Source organism: Stenotrophomonas maltophilia, assembly GCF_004920835.1.
GTDB classification, from domain to species: domain Bacteria; phylum Pseudomonadota; class Gammaproteobacteria; order Xanthomonadales; family Xanthomonadaceae; genus Stenotrophomonas; species Stenotrophomonas maltophilia_AQ.
Window position 1 is genome coordinate 23,713 of record NZ_QFHO01000009.1, and the last position, 15,244, is coordinate 38,956.

Sequence of the window (15,244 nt, forward strand, 5' to 3'; positions counted from 1 at the left end):
AGGGCGACCGTTCGTCGGATGCCATGGCCTGGGTGCCCGGCCAGCTAGAATGCCCCCCCGCCTTCACATTGCTGCTGGAACCGCCATGGCCAAGCTTGGAACTCCGTTGTCCCCCTCTGCCACCCGCGTGCTGCTGCTGGGCTCGGGCGAACTCGGCAAGGAGGTGGCCATCGAGCTGCAGCGGCTGGGCGTGGAAGTGATCGCCGCCGACCGCTATGCCGATGCCCCGGCCATGCAGGTGGCGCACCGCTCGCACGTGATCGACATGCTGGATGCGATGGCCCTGCGTGCGCTGATCGCCCAAGAGCAGCCACACCTGGTGGTGCCGGAGATCGAGGCCATCCACACCGAGACCCTGGTGCAGCTGGAACAGGAGCAGGGCCTGCGGGTGATCCCGACCGCACGCGCCGCACGCCTGACCATGGACCGCGAGGGCATCCGCCGCCTCGCCGCCGAAACCCTGGGCCTGCCGACCTCGCCGTACCGCTTCGTCGATACCGAAGCCGAGTACCGTGCAGCCGTGGCTGCCATCGGCCTGCCGTGCGTGGTCAAGCCGGTGATGTCGTCCTCGGGCAAGGGCCAGAGCACCCTGCGCAGCGAGGCGGACATCGCCCCAGCGTGGGAGTACGCACAGACCGGTGGTCGTGCCGGTGCCGGTCGCTGCATCGTCGAGGGCTTCATCGACTTCGATTACGAGATCACCCTGCTGACCGTGCGCCATGCCGGTGGCACCTCGTTCTGTGCGCCGATCGGCCATCTGCAGAAGGACGGCGACTACCGCGAGAGCTGGCAGCCGCAGCCGATGTCGAGCAAGGCGCTGGCGCGTGCCGAAGAGATCTCGCGTGCGATCACCGATGACCTCGGCGGCTGGGGCCTGTTCGGCGTCGAGTTGTTCGTGAAGGGCGACGAGGTGTGGTTCAGCGAAGTGTCGCCGCGCCCGCACGACACCGGCCTGGTGACGCTGGTATCGCAGGAACTGAGCGAGTTCGCGCTGCACGCGCGCGCCATCCTCGGCCTGCCGATTCCGGTGATCCGCCAGAGCGGACCGTCGGCCTCGTGCGCGCTGCTGGCGCATGGTGAGGGCGTGCCGTACTTCAACAACGTCGCCGCCGCACTGCAGGTGCCGGATACCGCCGTGCGCCTGTTCGGCAAGCCGAGCGTGCATGGTCACCGCCGCGTGGGCGTGACCCTGGCGCGCGCGGAAACCATCGACGAAGCGCGCGCCATCGCGCGTGATGCTGCCGACGCCATCGGCGTCGAACTGCGCCCGTAAACCGGTAGCGCCGGGCCATGCCCGGCGACCGCATTTCGGTGGGTACCGACCGTTGGTCGGTACCCACCGACACCGGTTACGGCTTCACATCCACCCACACCAGGTGGTGGTCGCTGCCGTCGGCGATCTTCGCTTCCGGGCTTTCATTGGCCGGCCAGAACACGCCGCTGCCGATGTACTCGAAACCGGTCGAGGGAAGCACGTAGTCCAGGCGCATGGTGCCGGACTTCGGGCCGAAATCGCCGGTGGCGTGGAACGGTGCGCCCTTGCGCTCGATGCCCTTGGCCGCATAGGCCAGGCTGGTCTGTTCGGCACCGACGCTGCGCGGGGTGGGGTAGCGCAGCACGCGGGCGTTCTCGATCAGTTCGACGATCGCCTCATGGCGGCCATCACCATCCACCGGGTCGTTGTTGAGGTCGCCGAGGATCACGAAGCGCGCGTCCTGCGCCAGGCCGCCGCACTGGCCCTTGTCGTCGCACAGCCACGGCTTGTCACCCTTGGACAGGTATTCCTGCCACAGGCGCAGTTCGTCGTGGTTGCGCGCGGCATTGCGCTTTTCCGGGCCATCGAACACTGGCGGCGTCGGGTGCGAGACCAGCGCGTGCACCACGCCGGCCGGGGTCTTCACCGGCACGTCCCAATGCGACTTCGACGACAGCCGCAGCTGCGACCACACGTGGTCGTTGTAGAAACTCTTGCCGGTGCGCGGATCGACCGGGCGGATCGCGCCTGGCATCGCACTCCACCTCAGCAGCTGGAAGCTGCGCACCTTGGCTTCATCGATCGGGTAGCGCGACAGCACCAGCATGCCGTATTGGCCTGGATGCAGGCCGTAGCCCCACGCGTCGTTGCCGCGGCCTCGGCCTTCGCCGCCGACCACGCCGTTGTTGTCCAGGTCCAGGCCGCTGGGCACGCCGGTGTTGACCGGGGCCAGGTAGCGGTAGGCGAAGTGCAGCGGCTTGCCGCCGCCGGGCTGGGCCACTTCCAGGTAGCGTTTCTGGAACAGGTCGGCGGCGCGGTGGGCGTCGTCGAAATCGAATTCGTTCAGCAGCACCAGGTCCGGGCGCGCCTGCTGCAGCACCGCGGCGATCTTGCGCGCGTGCTCGCTGTCGCCTTCCAGCTCCTTGATCAGGCCACCGGTCTCATCGGAGTACAGCGAGGTGTTGTAGGTGGCCAGGCGCAGCGCAGCGGACGGCTTTTCGGTCATCGCAGGGGAAGTGGCGAAGGCGGGGGCGGTGGCGCCGCAGAGCAGGGCCAGGGCGAGGATCTGGGGTCGGAGGTTCATGCGCCGTATTGTGCACCCGGCCCGGTGTCAGTGGTTTGTCAGCGTCCGTCCAGTTCGTCGTCGAAATCGTGCCAGCGGCGGCCGTCGTAGGCTTCCAGCGGTCGATAGCGCCGTTTGTAGTCCATCTTCTGATGCCCGCGGATCCAGTAGCCCAGGTACACGTGCGGCAGGCCCTCGCGGCGGGCCCATTCGATCTGCTGCAGGATCGCGAAGGTGCCCAGCCCACGCGCGGCATGGTCCGGGTCGAAGAAGGTGTAGACCGCCGACAGGCCATGCTCGGTGACGTCGGTCACCGCCACACCCAGCAGCTGGCTGGGCTGGCCATCTTGGCCCGGCAGGCGCATTTCCATGAAGCGGGTGTGTGACCAGCTGCCGATCAGGAACTGCTCGAACTCGTGCGGGCCGTGGTCATCCATGCCGCCATTGGCGTGGCGATGGGTGAGGTAGCGGTGATACAGCGCGAACAGGTCGTCGCGGGCGGTGGCGGCGGTGATCCGCACTTCCAGGTCTTCATTGCGGGCGGCACAGCGGCGCTGGCTGCGGTCGGGGGCGAAGCGAGCCACCGGAATACGCACCGCCACGCAGGCCTGGCAGTGTGCGCAGTGCGGGCGGTAGACCAGGTCGCCGCTGCGGCGGAAGCCCCAGCTCAATGCCAGCGGGTACAGGCCGCCGAGACGACGGTCGTGCGGGTCCAGCACCAGGTCGCGTGCCGCCCGGTCCGACCAGTACCCGCAGGGGTGCTCGCCGGTCTGGAAAAGTCGCAGTTCGTCGTCTCTGTCGCCGTGAATCGCCATGGGCACAGCATAGCCCCAGCCTGTCGCAGTGGCGGCGACTGTCCGCCGGATGAATGGAATCGGCAGCGGCGTCAACCGATGTCGCGCCCGGGCGTTGTTGTCTCCCGAGGGTGAAGTGATCACCCCGACGCAATCCCCATACCCAGGAGTGACCCCATGATCCGTACCCCCCTGCTGCTGGCCCTGCTGCTCGGCACTTCCGCTACCGGTATCGCGCTCGCGGCCGACACCCCGACCACGCCGGCGCAGCGCCCGGCCAAGCTGGACACCAACGGCGACGGCGTCATCGACCGCAGCGAGGCCGCTGCCAACCCGCGCCTGGCCGCGAAGTTCGACGAGCTGGACAAGAACAAGGACGGCAAGCTCTCGCGCGATGAGCTGCCGCGCTGGCAGCATGGTCGCCGCGGTGGCCACGGCGGTGAGCGCTGGGCCAAGCTGGACGTCAACAAGGACGGCCGCATCAGCCGCGAGGAAGCCAAGGCCGATCCGCGCCTGGCCGCGCGCTTCGATCAGCTCGACCTCAACAAGGACGGTTACCTGGACAAGGCTGACCGCGAGCTGCGCATGAAGCAGCATCGTGATGCCTGGTTCGCCGCCGCCGACACCAACAAGGATGGCCAGCTGAGCAAGGCCGAGTTCGATGCCGCCAAGGGCCCGATGCACGGTGGCCCGCGCCATGGCGGTCCGCGTGACGGTGCCGCGCCGAAGCCGCAGCGCTGAGTTTCATTGCAATGATCGACGACAACGCCGGCGCACTGCCGGCGTTGTCCGCTACAGGCGGCCGCTGCGTGCCAGCGAATACAGCACCAGCGCGATGACCATCAGGTTCATCGCGATGATGCCGGTGCGGCCATACATGGATTCGTACTTCCAGTTGGTCCCGGTGCGCCCGCGCCGTGCCGAATCGCGCGCGATCATCGGTGCCATCACCCGTTGCAGCGGCACCAGGCACTGGTAGTTGACCACCCCCAGGCCCACGGCCAGTACCGTCAGCTGTGCCCAGACCGGTGTCTGCAGCAGTACCGCAAGCAGGATCGCCAGGCACCAGAACATGCCCGTGATGATGTTGAGGTAGAGGAAGCGGCGCACGTCGGCGCGCTCGGACGCCGTTTCGGTGTACGACATCAGGAAGCGTCCGCCCAGATAGCTGCCGATCGCACCACCGACCACGCCGCCAATGACCGCCCCCCAGCTTTCGGCCGGCAGCACGTGCAGTTGGCCCAGCGTGGCGGTCAACGAGCCCATCGCGGTTCCGCCCGCAGCGCTGGCGCCGCCGAGGCCAAGCTTGCTGCCGCCGATGCCGACGCCGGTGCCGAGCAGGATCGCGGCGCTGGCCGTGCCGGGCGCGGCCACCAGCACCATCGACACCACGGCGGTGGCGAATGCCGCGCTCGGCGCACTGTTGCGGGCGAATTCGCCGAAGCGCTGCAGCAGGCCATCGCGCACCAGCGCGCGGGCGCGCGACAGGCGCTTGCGCACGGCGGCGTCACTGAGCCCAAGCAGGTCGGCCACCTGCTGCGAGCGCTGGCCTTCGCGGTAGTACAGCAACAGCACTTCGCGGCTGTCGGCGGGCAAGGCGGAAATGATGTCCTCGGCGGCGATCTCTTCCTCCACCCGCTGCAGGCGGTCGGCCGCGCCCGGCGACGGGTCGGCGGCCATGCCCATCGCCACTTCGGCCGCCTCGCCGGTCAGTGGCCGGCCGCGCTGCGCGCGCAGCCAGTCGCGGGCCAGGTTGCGGGTGATCTGCCGCAGCCAGGGCAGGAAGCTGGTCGAGCTGCGCAGCTGATGCAGCTGCTGCCAGCCCTTCACGAACGCTTCCTGGGCGATGTCCTCACTGGCCTGGCGGTCGCGGGTAATGGCCAGCGCGATGGCGGTGACCGTGTTCTGGCAGGCCAGCACGATGCGGCCATAGGCATGCTGGCAGCCGCCAGCGGCCGCAGGCAGTTCGCGTTCCAGGGTCTGGTCGATCGATGCGGCGAAGGTCGTCATGGCGGCGGCTCTCCTGCTGGGATTGTGTCCCATGACGGAGCCGCGTGCCGGTTTGTGACCGGTCATTTGTCACGGTAGCGCCGGGCCATGCCGGCGGCCCTTCTACAGGGCGACACGGCTGCTGATGCAGGCCGCTGCGCTCGCCGGGCATGGCCCGGCGCTACCGCACCCGGTTACTTTGCGGGCTGGATCCGGACCCGCACTTCTTCCTCTTCCGGTGCCGCCTGCGGGGCCGGTTGCGTCGGCTGCGGCTGGGCCTGCGGGGCAGCGGCCGGTGCGACCGGCGCCGGGGCGCCCCGATGGCGCAGGCCGATCACCAGCGCCACGCCGGCGATGATCACCAGCAGGCCGATGCGGATGCGCCAGGCCCAGCCGCGGCCGCCGCTGGGGGCGGCGACGTCATCGCGGAAAGCGAACTCGGCGGTGGGATGATCGCGGCGGGTGGTGTCGAGCAGGCGTGCGTCGCGCAGGATCTCGCGGGCGCGCGGCTGGTCGTCGGCACGCACGATCCACACAGCGGGGTAGGCGTTGGCGTTGCCCAGTTCGGTATAGCTGAACTGGCCACGTCGACGGGTCTTGTACGAGCGCCCATTGGTCACCTTGACCTCGATGCCATGCTCGCGCAGGAGCTCGGCGACGCCTTCGACGGTTTCCACGCGCTGGCTGCTGAAAATCTGACGCATCGGATCAATCCTTGGCCGGCACGGCGGCCGCTGCTGCCTGGTCGGGAACGACGCGGATCAGGCCTTCCTGCGCGGTGCTGGCGACGAGTACGCCGTTGCGGGTGAAGAACTGGCCGCGGGCCAGACCGCGCGAATCCTGCGCGCTGGGGCTGTCCAGCGAGTACAGCAGCCAGTCGTCGGCGCGGAACGGGCGGTGGAACCAGATCGCGTGGTCGAGCGAGGCCATCTGCACGTGCGGGTGGTAGTAGCTGATGCCATGCGGGAACGTGGCGGTGCCCAGCAGGTGGAAGTCCGAGGCATAGGCCAGCAGCGCCTGGTGCAGCTCGGGCGCATCGCCGACCGGCTCACTCAGGCGCAGCCACACCTGGTGGTAGGGCGGGCGCTTGGGCGGATTGAGTTCATCGCGCGGATAGACATGGCGGAACTCGAACGGGCCGCCGCGCGACAGCCAGCGCTGCACCTTGATCGGCAGCCGTTCCAGCACTTCAGCCGGCAGCGGGCGGTTCGGCTCGATGTCTTCCGGCTGCGGTACTTCGGGCATCTTGTGCTGATGCTCGGCACCGGTTTCGGCCTGCTGGAACGAGGCCGCGCAGAAGAAGATCACCTTGCCGTGCTGGATCGCAGTGACCCGGCGCACCGAGAAGCTGCCGCCGTCGCGGGTACGGTCCACGTCGTAGACGATCGGGTGGTCGATGTTGCCGGCGCGCAGGAAGTAGGCGTGCAGCGAGTGCACGTGGCGGCCGTTGTCGACCGTGGCCTGTGCCGCAGCCAGCGCCTGGCCCAGCACCTGCCCGCCGAACACGTACTTGGTTCCGATGTCGCGGCTCTGCCCGCGGAACAGGTTGTCCTCCAGCCGCTCCAGGGTGAGCAGGTCGATCAGCTCGGAGACGACGGGTTCGGGCGTGTCGTTCAAGGGGGCGGCCACAGCAATGAAGAAGGCCCGATTATACCGGTCAGGGGTCAGATCCCTTTCGCATTGCGAAAGGGATCTGACCCCGGGCGCCACCCCGGGCGCGGGCGACCGTTACTTGCCCAGCCGGGCGACCAGCGCCTGCAGGGCGTTCTGCGCATCCGGGGCGAACCAGGCCTCGACGAAGCGGTCGAGCTGGATCAGGTCCGGTTGCAGCGCCACGTGCAGGTCGGCACGGGCAATCGCGCGGGTCAGCAGCATCGGCTGGCGCGGTTGCTTGAGCAGGTTCTGCAGCCAGGCCACCGCACGTGCCACCACCAGGTCGCCCTCGGCCAGTTCATCGACCAGGCCGATCTGCACGGCCTGTTCGGCAGGCACCAGCGAACCGGTGGTCAGCAGGACGCCGGCGCGGTGCACGCCGACTGCGCGGCGCAGCAGGCGCTGGATGCCCTCCGGCGCGATCAGGCCCACCTGCACTTCGTTCAGGCCGATCGCATACGGGCGCGACGGATCGGCGCTGCGCGCCATCACCCGGTAATCGCAGCACAGGGCCAGCACGCAGCCACCGGCCGGCGCGTGGCCGGTGATCGCCGCGACCACAGGAATGCGGCTCTCGGCCAGCGTGCGCACGGCGCCGAAGAAAGCGTTCCAGGTGTCCAGAAGCTTGTGCTTGTCATCGCCATGCGAGAGCAGGTGCGGCACGTCCATGCCGCCCGTGAAGACGCGCTCGCTGCCCGACAGCACTATGCCGTGCGCGTCTTCAGCCATGGCCAGCTCGATGGCATGGATCAACTGCCGGCACAGTTCGGTGTCCAGCGCGTTGACCGGCGGCCGCGCCAGGCGCAGTTCGCGGATGGGGCCATGGTTGATCACCTCGATGAGCGTCGTCATGCTGCGGTCTCGTTGCGAAGAAGGAACCTGGGCGATGATAACCAAACCATTCGTTGGCGTACTGTTGGTTCTGTGTGCGGCCGCAGCATCGGCGTCGGCGGCGGAACCGGACTGCGTCAAGGTGGAGCAGGGCTGGGCGCGGCTGCCGCCGAACCCGGCGATGCCGATGACCGCCGGCTACGGCGTGATCCACAACGGCTGCAGCAAGGCGGTGGCGATCACCGGGGCGACCAGCAGCGGCTTCGCTGATGTGTCGCTGCACGAGACCACGATTGTCGATGGCGTCAGCCGGATGCGCGCGATCGAGCGCCTGCCGCTGGCACCGGGCGCGCGCGCCGAACTCAAGCCCGGTGGCCTGCACCTGATGCTGATGCAGGGCAAGGGCCCGTTGAAGGAAGGCCAGGCGCTGCCGCTGCGGCTGCAACTGGAAGGCGGCAGTGAAGCGAGCGCGACGCTGACCGTGCGCAAGGCTGCCCCGTGATGCGCTGCCCGTTCCGCCGGGCCATGCCCGGCGAGCGCGTAGCGCGGTGAGGCTTTACGACCAGTCGTACGAGAACAGCACCGTGCGGCTTACCGGCTCGTACAGCATCACGATCGCATCGGCGCCAGTAGCGCACCAGTTGTAGCCGGCCACTTCGGCCACTGCGAAGAACGTGTTGCCATCGCGGCGGATGATTGCCAGCTCCGCATCATCCGGCGCATGCCGGTCGTTGGCGGCGTCGGTGAATTCCAGAGTGAAGGCGCTCGGGATGTCAGCCGTCTCGATCCAGTTGCCGCAGGAAATCTGTCCCCCCAGCGTATCCAGATAATCGCGCTCGCTGGGCTCACCCTTGCCGTAGCGCGAGTAGCAGGCGAGGCGACCGTGCGTGGCATGGTAATCGCGGGCCTTGGCGTAGCTCTCGCGCATCTGCGCGATGTGCTCCTGCGCATCCTTGTCCTGCACCGCATCGCCGATGAAATAACCCTCGTTGCCGAGGAAGCGCATCTCGTTGCAAGCGGTCAGCTCGAAGGCGATCCAGTTGGTGCCGGTGAACGCGTTGTGGTGCTCTTCGGTGGTCTCGCCGATGCAGCCGTCATACGGCTCGATCGGGCACAGCATCGTTGCCACCTGGCCGGCCAGTTCCGGTCGCAGTACGCCCAGGTCGATCTTCAGCAGCGGCAGCAGGTGCTGGCCGAGCCAGGCCTGGTCGGCAGTGAAGACGTCGGTGGGGAAGGGGACCATGCCGGGCAGCAGGTCGCGCAGTTCAGTCTGGTGGATCATGTCAGTCCTTTGAACGGGATCGGTAGCGCCGGCCGCTGGCCGGCAACCTCATTGCCGCCGAAGCGTGCCGACCAAGGTCGGCACCTACCAGGGCATGTCAGCTGGAGGCGCTGCGGATCGCGTCCGGCAACGGTGCGCTCTTGCCGGTCTGCGTATCCATCCACACCACCACCACGTTGCCATCCGAATACAGCTTCGACTCGTCCTGCTGGTCGACGATGCGGTGGCCGATGGTCACGCTGCTGTTGCCCAGGCGCTCGACGAACAGTTCGACCAGGATGTCGTTGGGCCATACGATCGGCAGCCGGTAGTTGACGTTGGTCGCGGCCACCACCGGTGCGATGCGGTCGGTCATCGACACGCCTTCCACACCCAGCATCCAGCGCACGCGCGCTTCTTCCAGGTAGGAGATGTACTTGGCGTTGTTCACATGGCCCATGCTGTCCATGTCACGCCAGCGCACGCTGATCGGAACGCGTGCCAGGATCTTGTGCTCGTTGCTCATCAGGCATCCTTCTTCTTGCGGGGCGAAGCGGTCTTGCTGGCCTTGCCGGTGCTCTTGGCAGCGGCCGCCTTCTTCGCCGGCTTCTCCGGCTTGACCTTGCGCGGCGGGCGCGCATCGGGCTTGTTGGCCACGGCGGCGGGCTGGTCCGGGCGCGCGCTGGTGGATGGCAGCATGCGGGCCAGGAACTGGCCGGTGTACGACTGCGGGCAGGCCGCCACGTCTTCCGGCGTACCGGTGACCAGGATGGTGCCACCGCGATGGCCACCTTCCGGACCGAGATCGACGATCCAGTCGGCGGTCTTGATCACGTCCAGGTTGTGCTCGATCACCACCACCGTGTTGCCTTCGTCGCGCAGCTTGTGCAACACGCCCAGCAGCGCTTCGATGTCGTGGAAGTGCAGGCCGGTGGTCGGCTCGTCGAGGATGTACAGGGTGCGGCCGGTATCGCGGCGCGACAGTTCCTTGGACAGCTTCACGCGCTGCGCTTCACCGCCGGACAGCGTGGTCGCGCTCTGGCCCAGCTTGATGTAGCTCAGGCCGACGTCGACCAGTGTCTCCAGCTTGCGCGCGATCGATGGCACGGGCTCGAACAGCTTCAGTGCATCCTCGACGGTCATTTCCAGCACGTCGCTGATGTTGAAGCCCTTGTAGACGATCTCCAGCGTCTCGCGGTTGTAGCGCTTGCCGTGGCAGACATCGCAGGGCACATACACGTCCGGCAGGAAGTGCATCTCGACCTTGATCAGACCATCGCCCTGGCAGGCCTCGCAGCGGCCACCGCGCACGTTGAAGCTGAAGCGGCCCGGCGAGTAGCCGCGTGCACGTGCTTCGGGCACCTGGGCGAACAGTTCGCGCAGGGGGGTGAACAGACCGGTGTAGGTGGCCGGGTTCGAGCGCGGGGTGCGGCCGATCGGCGACTGGTCGATGTCCACCACCTTGTCGAACAGATCCAGGCCATCGATCTCCTTGTAGGGGGCGATCGGGTGCGAGGCACCGTTGATCTCGTTGGCAGCCAGCGAGAACAGGGTGTCGTTGATCAGGGTCGACTTGCCCGAGCCGGACACGCCGGTCACGCAGGTCAGCAGGCCCGACGGAATCGCCAGGTCCACGCCCTTCAGGTTGTTGCCGCTGGCGCCGCGCAGGTGCAGCGTCATCTTCGGGTTCGGCTTGTGCCGGCGCGCGGGGATCTCGATCGCACGCTTGCCGGACAGGTACTGGCCGGTCAGCGAGCGCGGTGCCTCCAGGATGTCCTGCAGGGTGCCCTGGCCGACGATCTCACCACCGTGCACGCCCGCGCCCGGACCGATGTCCAGCACGTAGTCCGCCAGGCGGATCGCGTCCTCGTCATGCTCGACCACGATCACCGTGTTGCCCAGGTCGCGCAGGCGGGTGAGCGTACCGAGCAGGCGTTCGTTGTCGCGCTGGTGCAGGCCGATCGATGGCTCGTCGAGCACGTACATCACGCCGACCAGGCCGGCACCGATCTGGCTGGCCAGGCGGATGCGCTGTGCCTCGCCACCGGACAGGGTGTCGGCCTTGCGCTCCAGGGTCAGGTAATCCAGGCCGACATCGACCAGGAAGCCGAGGCGTTCGCCGATCTCCTTGACGATCTTCGCGGCGATCTCGCCACGCCAGCCCGGCAGGCTCAGTTCACTGAAGAACTTCAGTGCCTCGTCGATCGGCAGCACCACCAGCTCGGGCAGCGGGCGGTCGGCCACGAACACGTTGCGCGCGGCCTTGTTCAGGCGCGCGCCGTTGCATTCCGGGCACGGCCGTTCGCTGATGTACTTGGACAGCTCCTCGCGCACCGCCGGCGACTCGGTTTCCTTGTAGCGGCGTTCGAGGTTGGGAATGATGCCCTCGAAGCGGTGCTTGCGCTGGGTACGGCCACCGGCTTCGGTGAAGTAGGTGAAGGTGATCGCTTCATCGCCGCTGCCATACAGCACGGCTTGCTGCACGCTGTCCGGCAACGAATTCCACGCCGCGTCGACATCGAACTTGTAGTGCTTGGCCAGCGAGGCGATCAGCTGGAAGTAATAGGCGTTGCGACGGTCCCAGCCACGCACGGCGCCGGCGGCCAGCGACAGCTCCGGGTGCACGACCACGCGCGAGGGATCGAAGAACTCGGCCATGCCCAGGCCATCGCAGCCGGGGCAGGCGCCCATCGGCGCATTGAACGAGAACAGGCGCGGTTCCAGCTCAGGCAGCGAGTAATCGCAGACCGGGCAGGAATACTTGGAGGAGAACAGCGTCGGCGTGCTGTCGGCGGTGTCCAGGCTCTGCACCGAGGCCATGCCGTCGCCCAGCTTCAGCGCAGTCTCGAAGCTCTCGGCCAGGCGCTGCTTGATGTCCTCGCGCGGGCGGAAGCGGTCGATCACCGCTTCGATGGTGTGTTTCTGGCGCAGTGCCAGCGCTGGCACCTCGTCGATCTCGTACAGCTCGCCATCCACGCGCACGCGCACGAAGCCCTGCGCGCGCAGCTGGTCGAACACCTGGGCGTGCTCGCCCTTGCGGTCGCGGATCACCGGCGCCAGCAGCATGTAGCGCTGCTCCGGATCCAGCGTCAGCACGTGGTCGACCATCTGGCTGACCGTCTGCGCTTCCAGCGGGTAGCCATGGTCCGGGCAGCGCGGAGTGCCGACGCGGGCATACAGCAGGCGCAGGTAATCGTAGATCTCGGTGATCGTGCCGACCGTCGAACGCGGGTTGTGCGAGGTCGACTTCTGCTCGATCGAGATGGCCGGGGACAGGCCTTCGATGTGGTCCAGGTCTGGCTTTTCCATCACGCTCAGGAACTGGCGCGCATAGGCCGACAGCGACTCGACGTAGCGGCGCTGGCCTTCTGCATAGATGGTGTCGAACGCCAGCGAGGACTTGCCCGAACCGGACAGGCCGGTGATCACGATCAGCTTGTCGCGGGGCAGGTCGAGGTCGAGGTTCTTCAGGTTGTGCGTCCGCGCGCCGCGGATGCGGATGAAATCCATCGCCATGGGGGATCCGGTTGTGGGGGCGTTGGCTGGATGCCGGGCCAGCAGGGAACGGCAATCGGTCAGCCTACCGAGGTGACCAGATGGGGGCAATGGGCGACAATGCCAGCCCGGAGTCTCACCTGCTGAGACCGCCCGACAGGCGGGGGTCAGATCCCTTTTCACACGGTGAAAAGGGATCTGACCCCGTTCCGGCCCGGCCTCCAGAGCCGTTCAGGGGTTGACTTGACCCGTCCCCGGTGGTCCACGTACAATTCCGCTCCTGTCCGCCCTCGATGGCGGCAGTCCATAGACCACAATAACTACAGAGGAAGTCTGGTCATGTACGCAGTACTGGTCACCGGCGGTAAGCAATACCGCGTGGCGCAGGGCGAAAAGCTCCGCATTGAAAAGCTCGAAGTCGAAGTCGGCAGCGAGATCAAGTTCGACAACATCCTGCTGCTCGGCGACAGCGATGGCATCAAGATCGGCGACGCCCTGAGCGGCGCTGCGGTCACTGCCACCGTCCTGTCCCAGGGTCGTGCTGACAAGGTCCGGATCATCAAGTTCCGTCGCCGCAAGCACCACATGAAGCGTCAGGGTCACCGTCAGTACTACACCGAAATCGAGATCACCGGCATTGCCGGTGGCAGCAAGTAAGGAGATAGGTCATGGCACATAAAAAAGGCGTAGGCTCTTCGCGCAACGGTCGCGACTCCAACCCGAAGTACCTCGGCGTCAAGATCTTCGGTGGCCAGGCCATCGAAGCCGGCAACATCATCGTGCGTCAGCGCGGCACCCAGTTCCACCCGGGTTCCGGCGTTGGCCTGGGCCGTGACCACACCCTGTTCGCCCTCGTGGACGGCAAGGTGGAGTTCTCGGTCAAGGGCGCCAAGAAGCGTCGCACCGTCAGCGTCGTGTCGGTCGAAGCCTGATAAGGCTTGGCTGGCTGCCATGCCCCGGCATGGTGTTGCTGGTCGAATCGCACGCTGCATGAAGAGCCCCGCTTCGGCGGGGCTTTTCGTTGGAATCAGTGGTACAACGGGCACGGCCCGATCGCGGGGCGCAGCCCCGGCAGCCGGAGCACATCCGGCCCGACATTCAAGCAAGGCGGCGGCACGCAGGCCGCGCCCATCGCAGGCATCGAAACAATGAAACTGGTAGACGAAGCAGAAATCGAAGTGTTCGCCGGCAACGGCGGCAACGGCTGCATTGGCTTCCGTCGCGAGAAGTTCATTCCGCTCGGCGGCCCGGACGGCGGCGACGGCGGTGCGGGCGGCAGCGTGTACATCCGCGCCGACGAAAACCTGAACACCCTGGTCGACTTCCGCCATGACCGCATCTTCAAGGCGCAGCGCGGCGAGAACGGCATGGGCCGCCAGGCCTATGGCAAGGGTGGCGAAGACCTGACCATCACCGTGCCGGTTGGCACCGTGATCATCAATGTGGCCACCGACGAAGTCATCGGCGACCTGACCCAGCATGGCGATCGCATGCTGGTGGCGCAGGGCGGTCGTGGTGGCCTCGGCAACATGCACTTCAAGAGCTCGACCAATCGCTCGCCGCGCCAGGCGCTGCCGGGCGAGCCGGGCGAAGAGCGCACGCTGAAGCTGGAGCTGAAGCTGCTGGCCGATGTCGGCCTGCTCGGCTTCCCCAACGCTGGCAAGAGCACCCTGATCCGTGCCGTTTCGGCGGCGACGCCTAAGGTGGCCGATTACCCGTTCACCACGCTGTACCCGAACCTGGGTGTGGTGAAGGTTGAGAACTACCGCAGCTTCGTGATTGCCGACATTCCGGGCCTGATCGAAGGCGCCGCCGACGGTGCCGGCCTGGGCGCGCAGTTCCTGCGCCATCTGCAGCGCACCCGCCTGCTGCTGCACCTGGTGGACATTTCCCCCATGGAAGGCGGCGTGGAAGGCATTTCCCCGGTCGAGCAGGTACGTGCCATCGAGCGTGAGCTGGAGAAGCATGACCCGGAGCTGCTGCAGAAGCCGCGCTGGCTGGTGCTGAACAAGGCTGACCTGATGTTCGAGGACGAGGCCAAGGCTGCGGCCGAGCAGATCGTCGCTGAGCTGGGCTGGAAGGAGCCGTGGTTCCTGGTTTCCGCGCTGGGTCGCGAAGGCACCTTCCCGATCATGAGCCGGATCATGGCGTTCTTTGATCGCCAGAAGGAAGATGAGCTGGAAGCTGCCCGCAACGCGTAACGATGACGTTGTGGTTCCGCGTGAAAAACCCGGCTTCGGCCGGGTTTTTTTTGTTGTTGGGGTCGGATCCCTTTTCCGCTGGAAAAGGGATCTGGCCCCGGGCGTGCAGGCAACAAAAAACCCGGCCGAAGCCGGGCTTTTGCGTGCTGCCGGAACCGAAGCCCCGGCAACCAACCGGATCAGGCGGCCGCGAGGGCCTTGATGCGGTCATTCAGGCGGCTCTTGTGGCGGGCAGCCTTGTTCTTGTGGATCAGGCCACGCGCGCTGAAGCGATCCAGGATCGGCTGGGCAACGGCGAAGGCGGCTTGGGCGCCGGCGGCATCGTTGGCGTCCAGCGCCTTGATCACTTTCTTGACAGCGGTGCGCAGCATCGAGCGCTGAGCCACGTTGCGCGCGTTGCGCACGACGGTCTGCTTGGCGCGCTTCTTGGCGGACTTGATATTGGCCACGGTGGTGGTTTCCTGAAAAAATCGGTGTTATGGG

Annotated in this window: 16 protein-coding genes; 6 read left to right on the forward strand and 10 right to left on the reverse strand. The window is 67.0% G+C overall.

Going from position 1 to position 15,244, the window contains the following annotated elements; genetic code table 11:
• Positions 1-85: 85 nt before the first annotated feature.
• A complete protein-coding gene (gene purT / locus DI041_RS08550; protein ID WP_046985246.1) occupies positions 86-1,273 on the forward strand; it encodes a formate-dependent phosphoribosylglycinamide formyltransferase in 1,188 nt (395 codons plus the stop codon).
• A gap of 76 nt (positions 1,274-1,349) precedes the next feature.
• Here the strand turns inward: purT and DI041_RS08555 are convergent, their stop codons facing one another.
• Positions 1,350-2,558 (reverse strand): endonuclease/exonuclease/phosphatase family protein, encoded by a 1,209-nt coding sequence (locus tag DI041_RS08555; RefSeq protein ID WP_046985247.1) that lies wholly within the window; start codon positions 2,556-2,558, stop codon positions 1,350-1,352.
• 38 nt (positions 2,559-2,596) lie between these two features.
• Entirely contained in the window at positions 2,597-3,352 is a 756-nt protein-coding gene (locus DI041_RS08560; protein ID WP_046985248.1) for an arginyltransferase, read from the reverse strand.
• Positions 3,353-3,508: 156 nt separating this feature from the next.
• Between DI041_RS08560 and DI041_RS08565 the strand changes: the two genes are divergently transcribed.
• Entirely contained in the window at positions 3,509-4,072 is a 564-nt protein-coding gene (locus DI041_RS08565) for an EF-hand domain-containing protein (RefSeq protein ID WP_136638361.1), read from the forward strand.
• 51 nt (positions 4,073-4,123) lie between these two features.
• Here the strand turns inward: DI041_RS08565 and DI041_RS08570 are convergent, their stop codons facing one another.
• From DI041_RS08570 to DI041_RS08585, 4 genes are all read right to left on the reverse strand, one after another.
• A complete protein-coding gene (locus DI041_RS08570) occupies positions 4,124-5,341 on the reverse strand; it encodes an RNA polymerase sigma factor (RefSeq protein ID WP_136638360.1) in 1,218 nt (405 codons plus the stop codon).
• 173 nt (positions 5,342-5,514) lie between these two features.
• Positions 5,515-6,024, reverse strand: coding sequence for a pathogenicity-like protein (locus tag DI041_RS08575; RefSeq protein WP_046988009.1), 510 nt, complete (start codon positions 6,022-6,024; stop codon positions 5,515-5,517).
• 4 nt (positions 6,025-6,028) lie between these two features.
• Entirely contained in the window at positions 6,029-6,949 is a 921-nt protein-coding gene (gene tesB, locus DI041_RS08580) for an acyl-CoA thioesterase II (protein ID WP_004148214.1), read from the reverse strand.
• 99 nt (positions 6,950-7,048) lie between these two features.
• Positions 7,049-7,825, reverse strand: coding sequence for an enoyl-CoA hydratase/isomerase family protein (locus DI041_RS08585; protein ID WP_012510409.1), 777 nt, complete (start codon positions 7,823-7,825; stop codon positions 7,049-7,051).
• A gap of 34 nt (positions 7,826-7,859) precedes the next feature.
• Here DI041_RS08585 and DI041_RS08590 point away from each other — a divergent pair, with 34 nt between their 5' ends.
• A complete protein-coding gene (locus tag DI041_RS08590) occupies positions 7,860-8,306 on the forward strand; it encodes a copper chaperone PCu(A)C (RefSeq protein ID WP_136638359.1) in 447 nt (148 codons plus the stop codon).
• A gap of 54 nt (positions 8,307-8,360) precedes the next feature.
• On the opposite strand, the gene DI041_RS08595 is transcribed toward DI041_RS08590, so the two are convergent.
• From DI041_RS08595 to uvrA, 3 genes are all read right to left on the reverse strand, one after another.
• Entirely contained in the window at positions 8,361-9,086 is a 726-nt protein-coding gene (locus tag DI041_RS08595; RefSeq protein WP_136638358.1) for an enolase, read from the reverse strand.
• A 97-nt stretch (positions 9,087-9,183) separates the two neighbouring features.
• Positions 9,184-9,591: an acyl-CoA thioesterase gene (locus DI041_RS08600; protein ID WP_136638357.1), complete on the reverse strand. Its 408-nt coding sequence runs from the start codon at positions 9,589-9,591 to the stop codon at positions 9,184-9,186.
• Entirely contained in the window at positions 9,591-12,581 is a 2,991-nt protein-coding gene (gene uvrA, locus DI041_RS08605; RefSeq protein WP_136638356.1) for an excinuclease ABC subunit UvrA, read from the reverse strand. The genes DI041_RS08600 and uvrA overlap by 1 nt, the downstream gene beginning before the upstream one ends.
• A 318-nt stretch (positions 12,582-12,899) precedes the next feature.
• Between uvrA and rplU the strand changes: the two genes are divergently transcribed.
• The 3 genes from rplU to cgtA all read left to right on the forward strand — a co-directional run bounded on the left by rplU (position 12,900) and on the right by cgtA (position 14,761).
• The gene (gene rplU / locus DI041_RS08610; protein WP_004148331.1) at positions 12,900-13,217 is read left to right on the forward strand and encodes a 50S ribosomal protein L21; all 318 of its coding nucleotides are present in this window, start codon (positions 12,900-12,902) and stop codon (positions 13,215-13,217) included.
• 11 nt (positions 13,218-13,228) lie between these two features.
• Positions 13,229-13,492, forward strand: a complete 264-nt coding sequence (gene rpmA, locus DI041_RS08615; protein WP_004148333.1) for a 50S ribosomal protein L27 — start codon at positions 13,229-13,231, stop codon at positions 13,490-13,492.
• Between the two features lie 216 nt (positions 13,493-13,708).
• The gene (cgtA, locus tag DI041_RS08620; protein ID WP_136638355.1) at positions 13,709-14,761 is read left to right on the forward strand and encodes an Obg family GTPase CgtA; all 1,053 of its coding nucleotides are present in this window, start codon (positions 13,709-13,711) and stop codon (positions 14,759-14,761) included.
• 179 nt (positions 14,762-14,940) lie between these two features.
• Here cgtA and rpsT read toward each other — a convergent pair whose 3' ends face one another.
• On the reverse strand, positions 14,941-15,210 hold the full coding sequence (gene rpsT, locus DI041_RS08625; RefSeq protein ID WP_004148449.1) for a 30S ribosomal protein S20: 270 nt from the start codon (positions 15,208-15,210) through the stop codon (positions 14,941-14,943).
• Positions 15,211-15,244: the final 34 nt, after the last annotated feature.

What these genes read in the sequence shown, in the direction of transcription:
- purT (WP_046985246.1), top strand. Translation starts at nt 86, where the DNA reads ATGGCCAAGCTTGGAACTCCGTTGTCCCCCTCTGCCACCCGCGTGCTG.
- DI041_RS08555 (WP_046985247.1), bottom strand. Translation starts at nt 2,558, where the DNA reads ATGAACCTCCGACCCCAGATCCTCGCCCTGGCCCTGCTCTGCGGCGCC.
- DI041_RS08560 (WP_046985248.1), bottom strand. Translation starts at nt 3,352, where the DNA reads ATGGCGATTCACGGCGACAGAGACGACGAACTGCGACTTTTCCAGACC.
- DI041_RS08565 (WP_136638361.1), top strand. Translation starts at nt 3,509, where the DNA reads ATGATCCGTACCCCCCTGCTGCTGGCCCTGCTGCTCGGCACTTCCGCT.
- DI041_RS08570 (WP_136638360.1), bottom strand. Translation starts at nt 5,341, where the DNA reads ATGACGACCTTCGCCGCATCGATCGACCAGACCCTGGAACGCGAACTG.
- DI041_RS08575 (WP_046988009.1), bottom strand. Translation starts at nt 6,024, where the DNA reads ATGCGTCAGATTTTCAGCAGCCAGCGCGTGGAAACCGTCGAAGGCGTC.
- DI041_RS08585 (WP_012510409.1), bottom strand. Translation starts at nt 7,825, where the DNA reads ATGACGACGCTCATCGAGGTGATCAACCATGGCCCCATCCGCGAACTG.
- DI041_RS08590 (WP_136638359.1), top strand. Translation starts at nt 7,860, where the DNA reads ATGATAACCAAACCATTCGTTGGCGTACTGTTGGTTCTGTGTGCGGCC.
- DI041_RS08595 (WP_136638358.1), bottom strand. Translation starts at nt 9,086, where the DNA reads ATGATCCACCAGACTGAACTGCGCGACCTGCTGCCCGGCATGGTCCCC.
- DI041_RS08600 (WP_136638357.1), bottom strand. Translation starts at nt 9,591, where the DNA reads ATGAGCAACGAGCACAAGATCCTGGCACGCGTTCCGATCAGCGTGCGC.
- uvrA (WP_136638356.1), bottom strand. Translation starts at nt 12,581, where the DNA reads ATGGCGATGGATTTCATCCGCATCCGCGGCGCGCGGACGCACAACCTG.
- rplU (WP_004148331.1), top strand. Translation starts at nt 12,900, where the DNA reads ATGTACGCAGTACTGGTCACCGGCGGTAAGCAATACCGCGTGGCGCAG.
- rpmA (WP_004148333.1), top strand. Translation starts at nt 13,229, where the DNA reads ATGGCACATAAAAAAGGCGTAGGCTCTTCGCGCAACGGTCGCGACTCC.
- cgtA (WP_136638355.1), top strand. Translation starts at nt 13,709, where the DNA reads ATGAAACTGGTAGACGAAGCAGAAATCGAAGTGTTCGCCGGCAACGGC.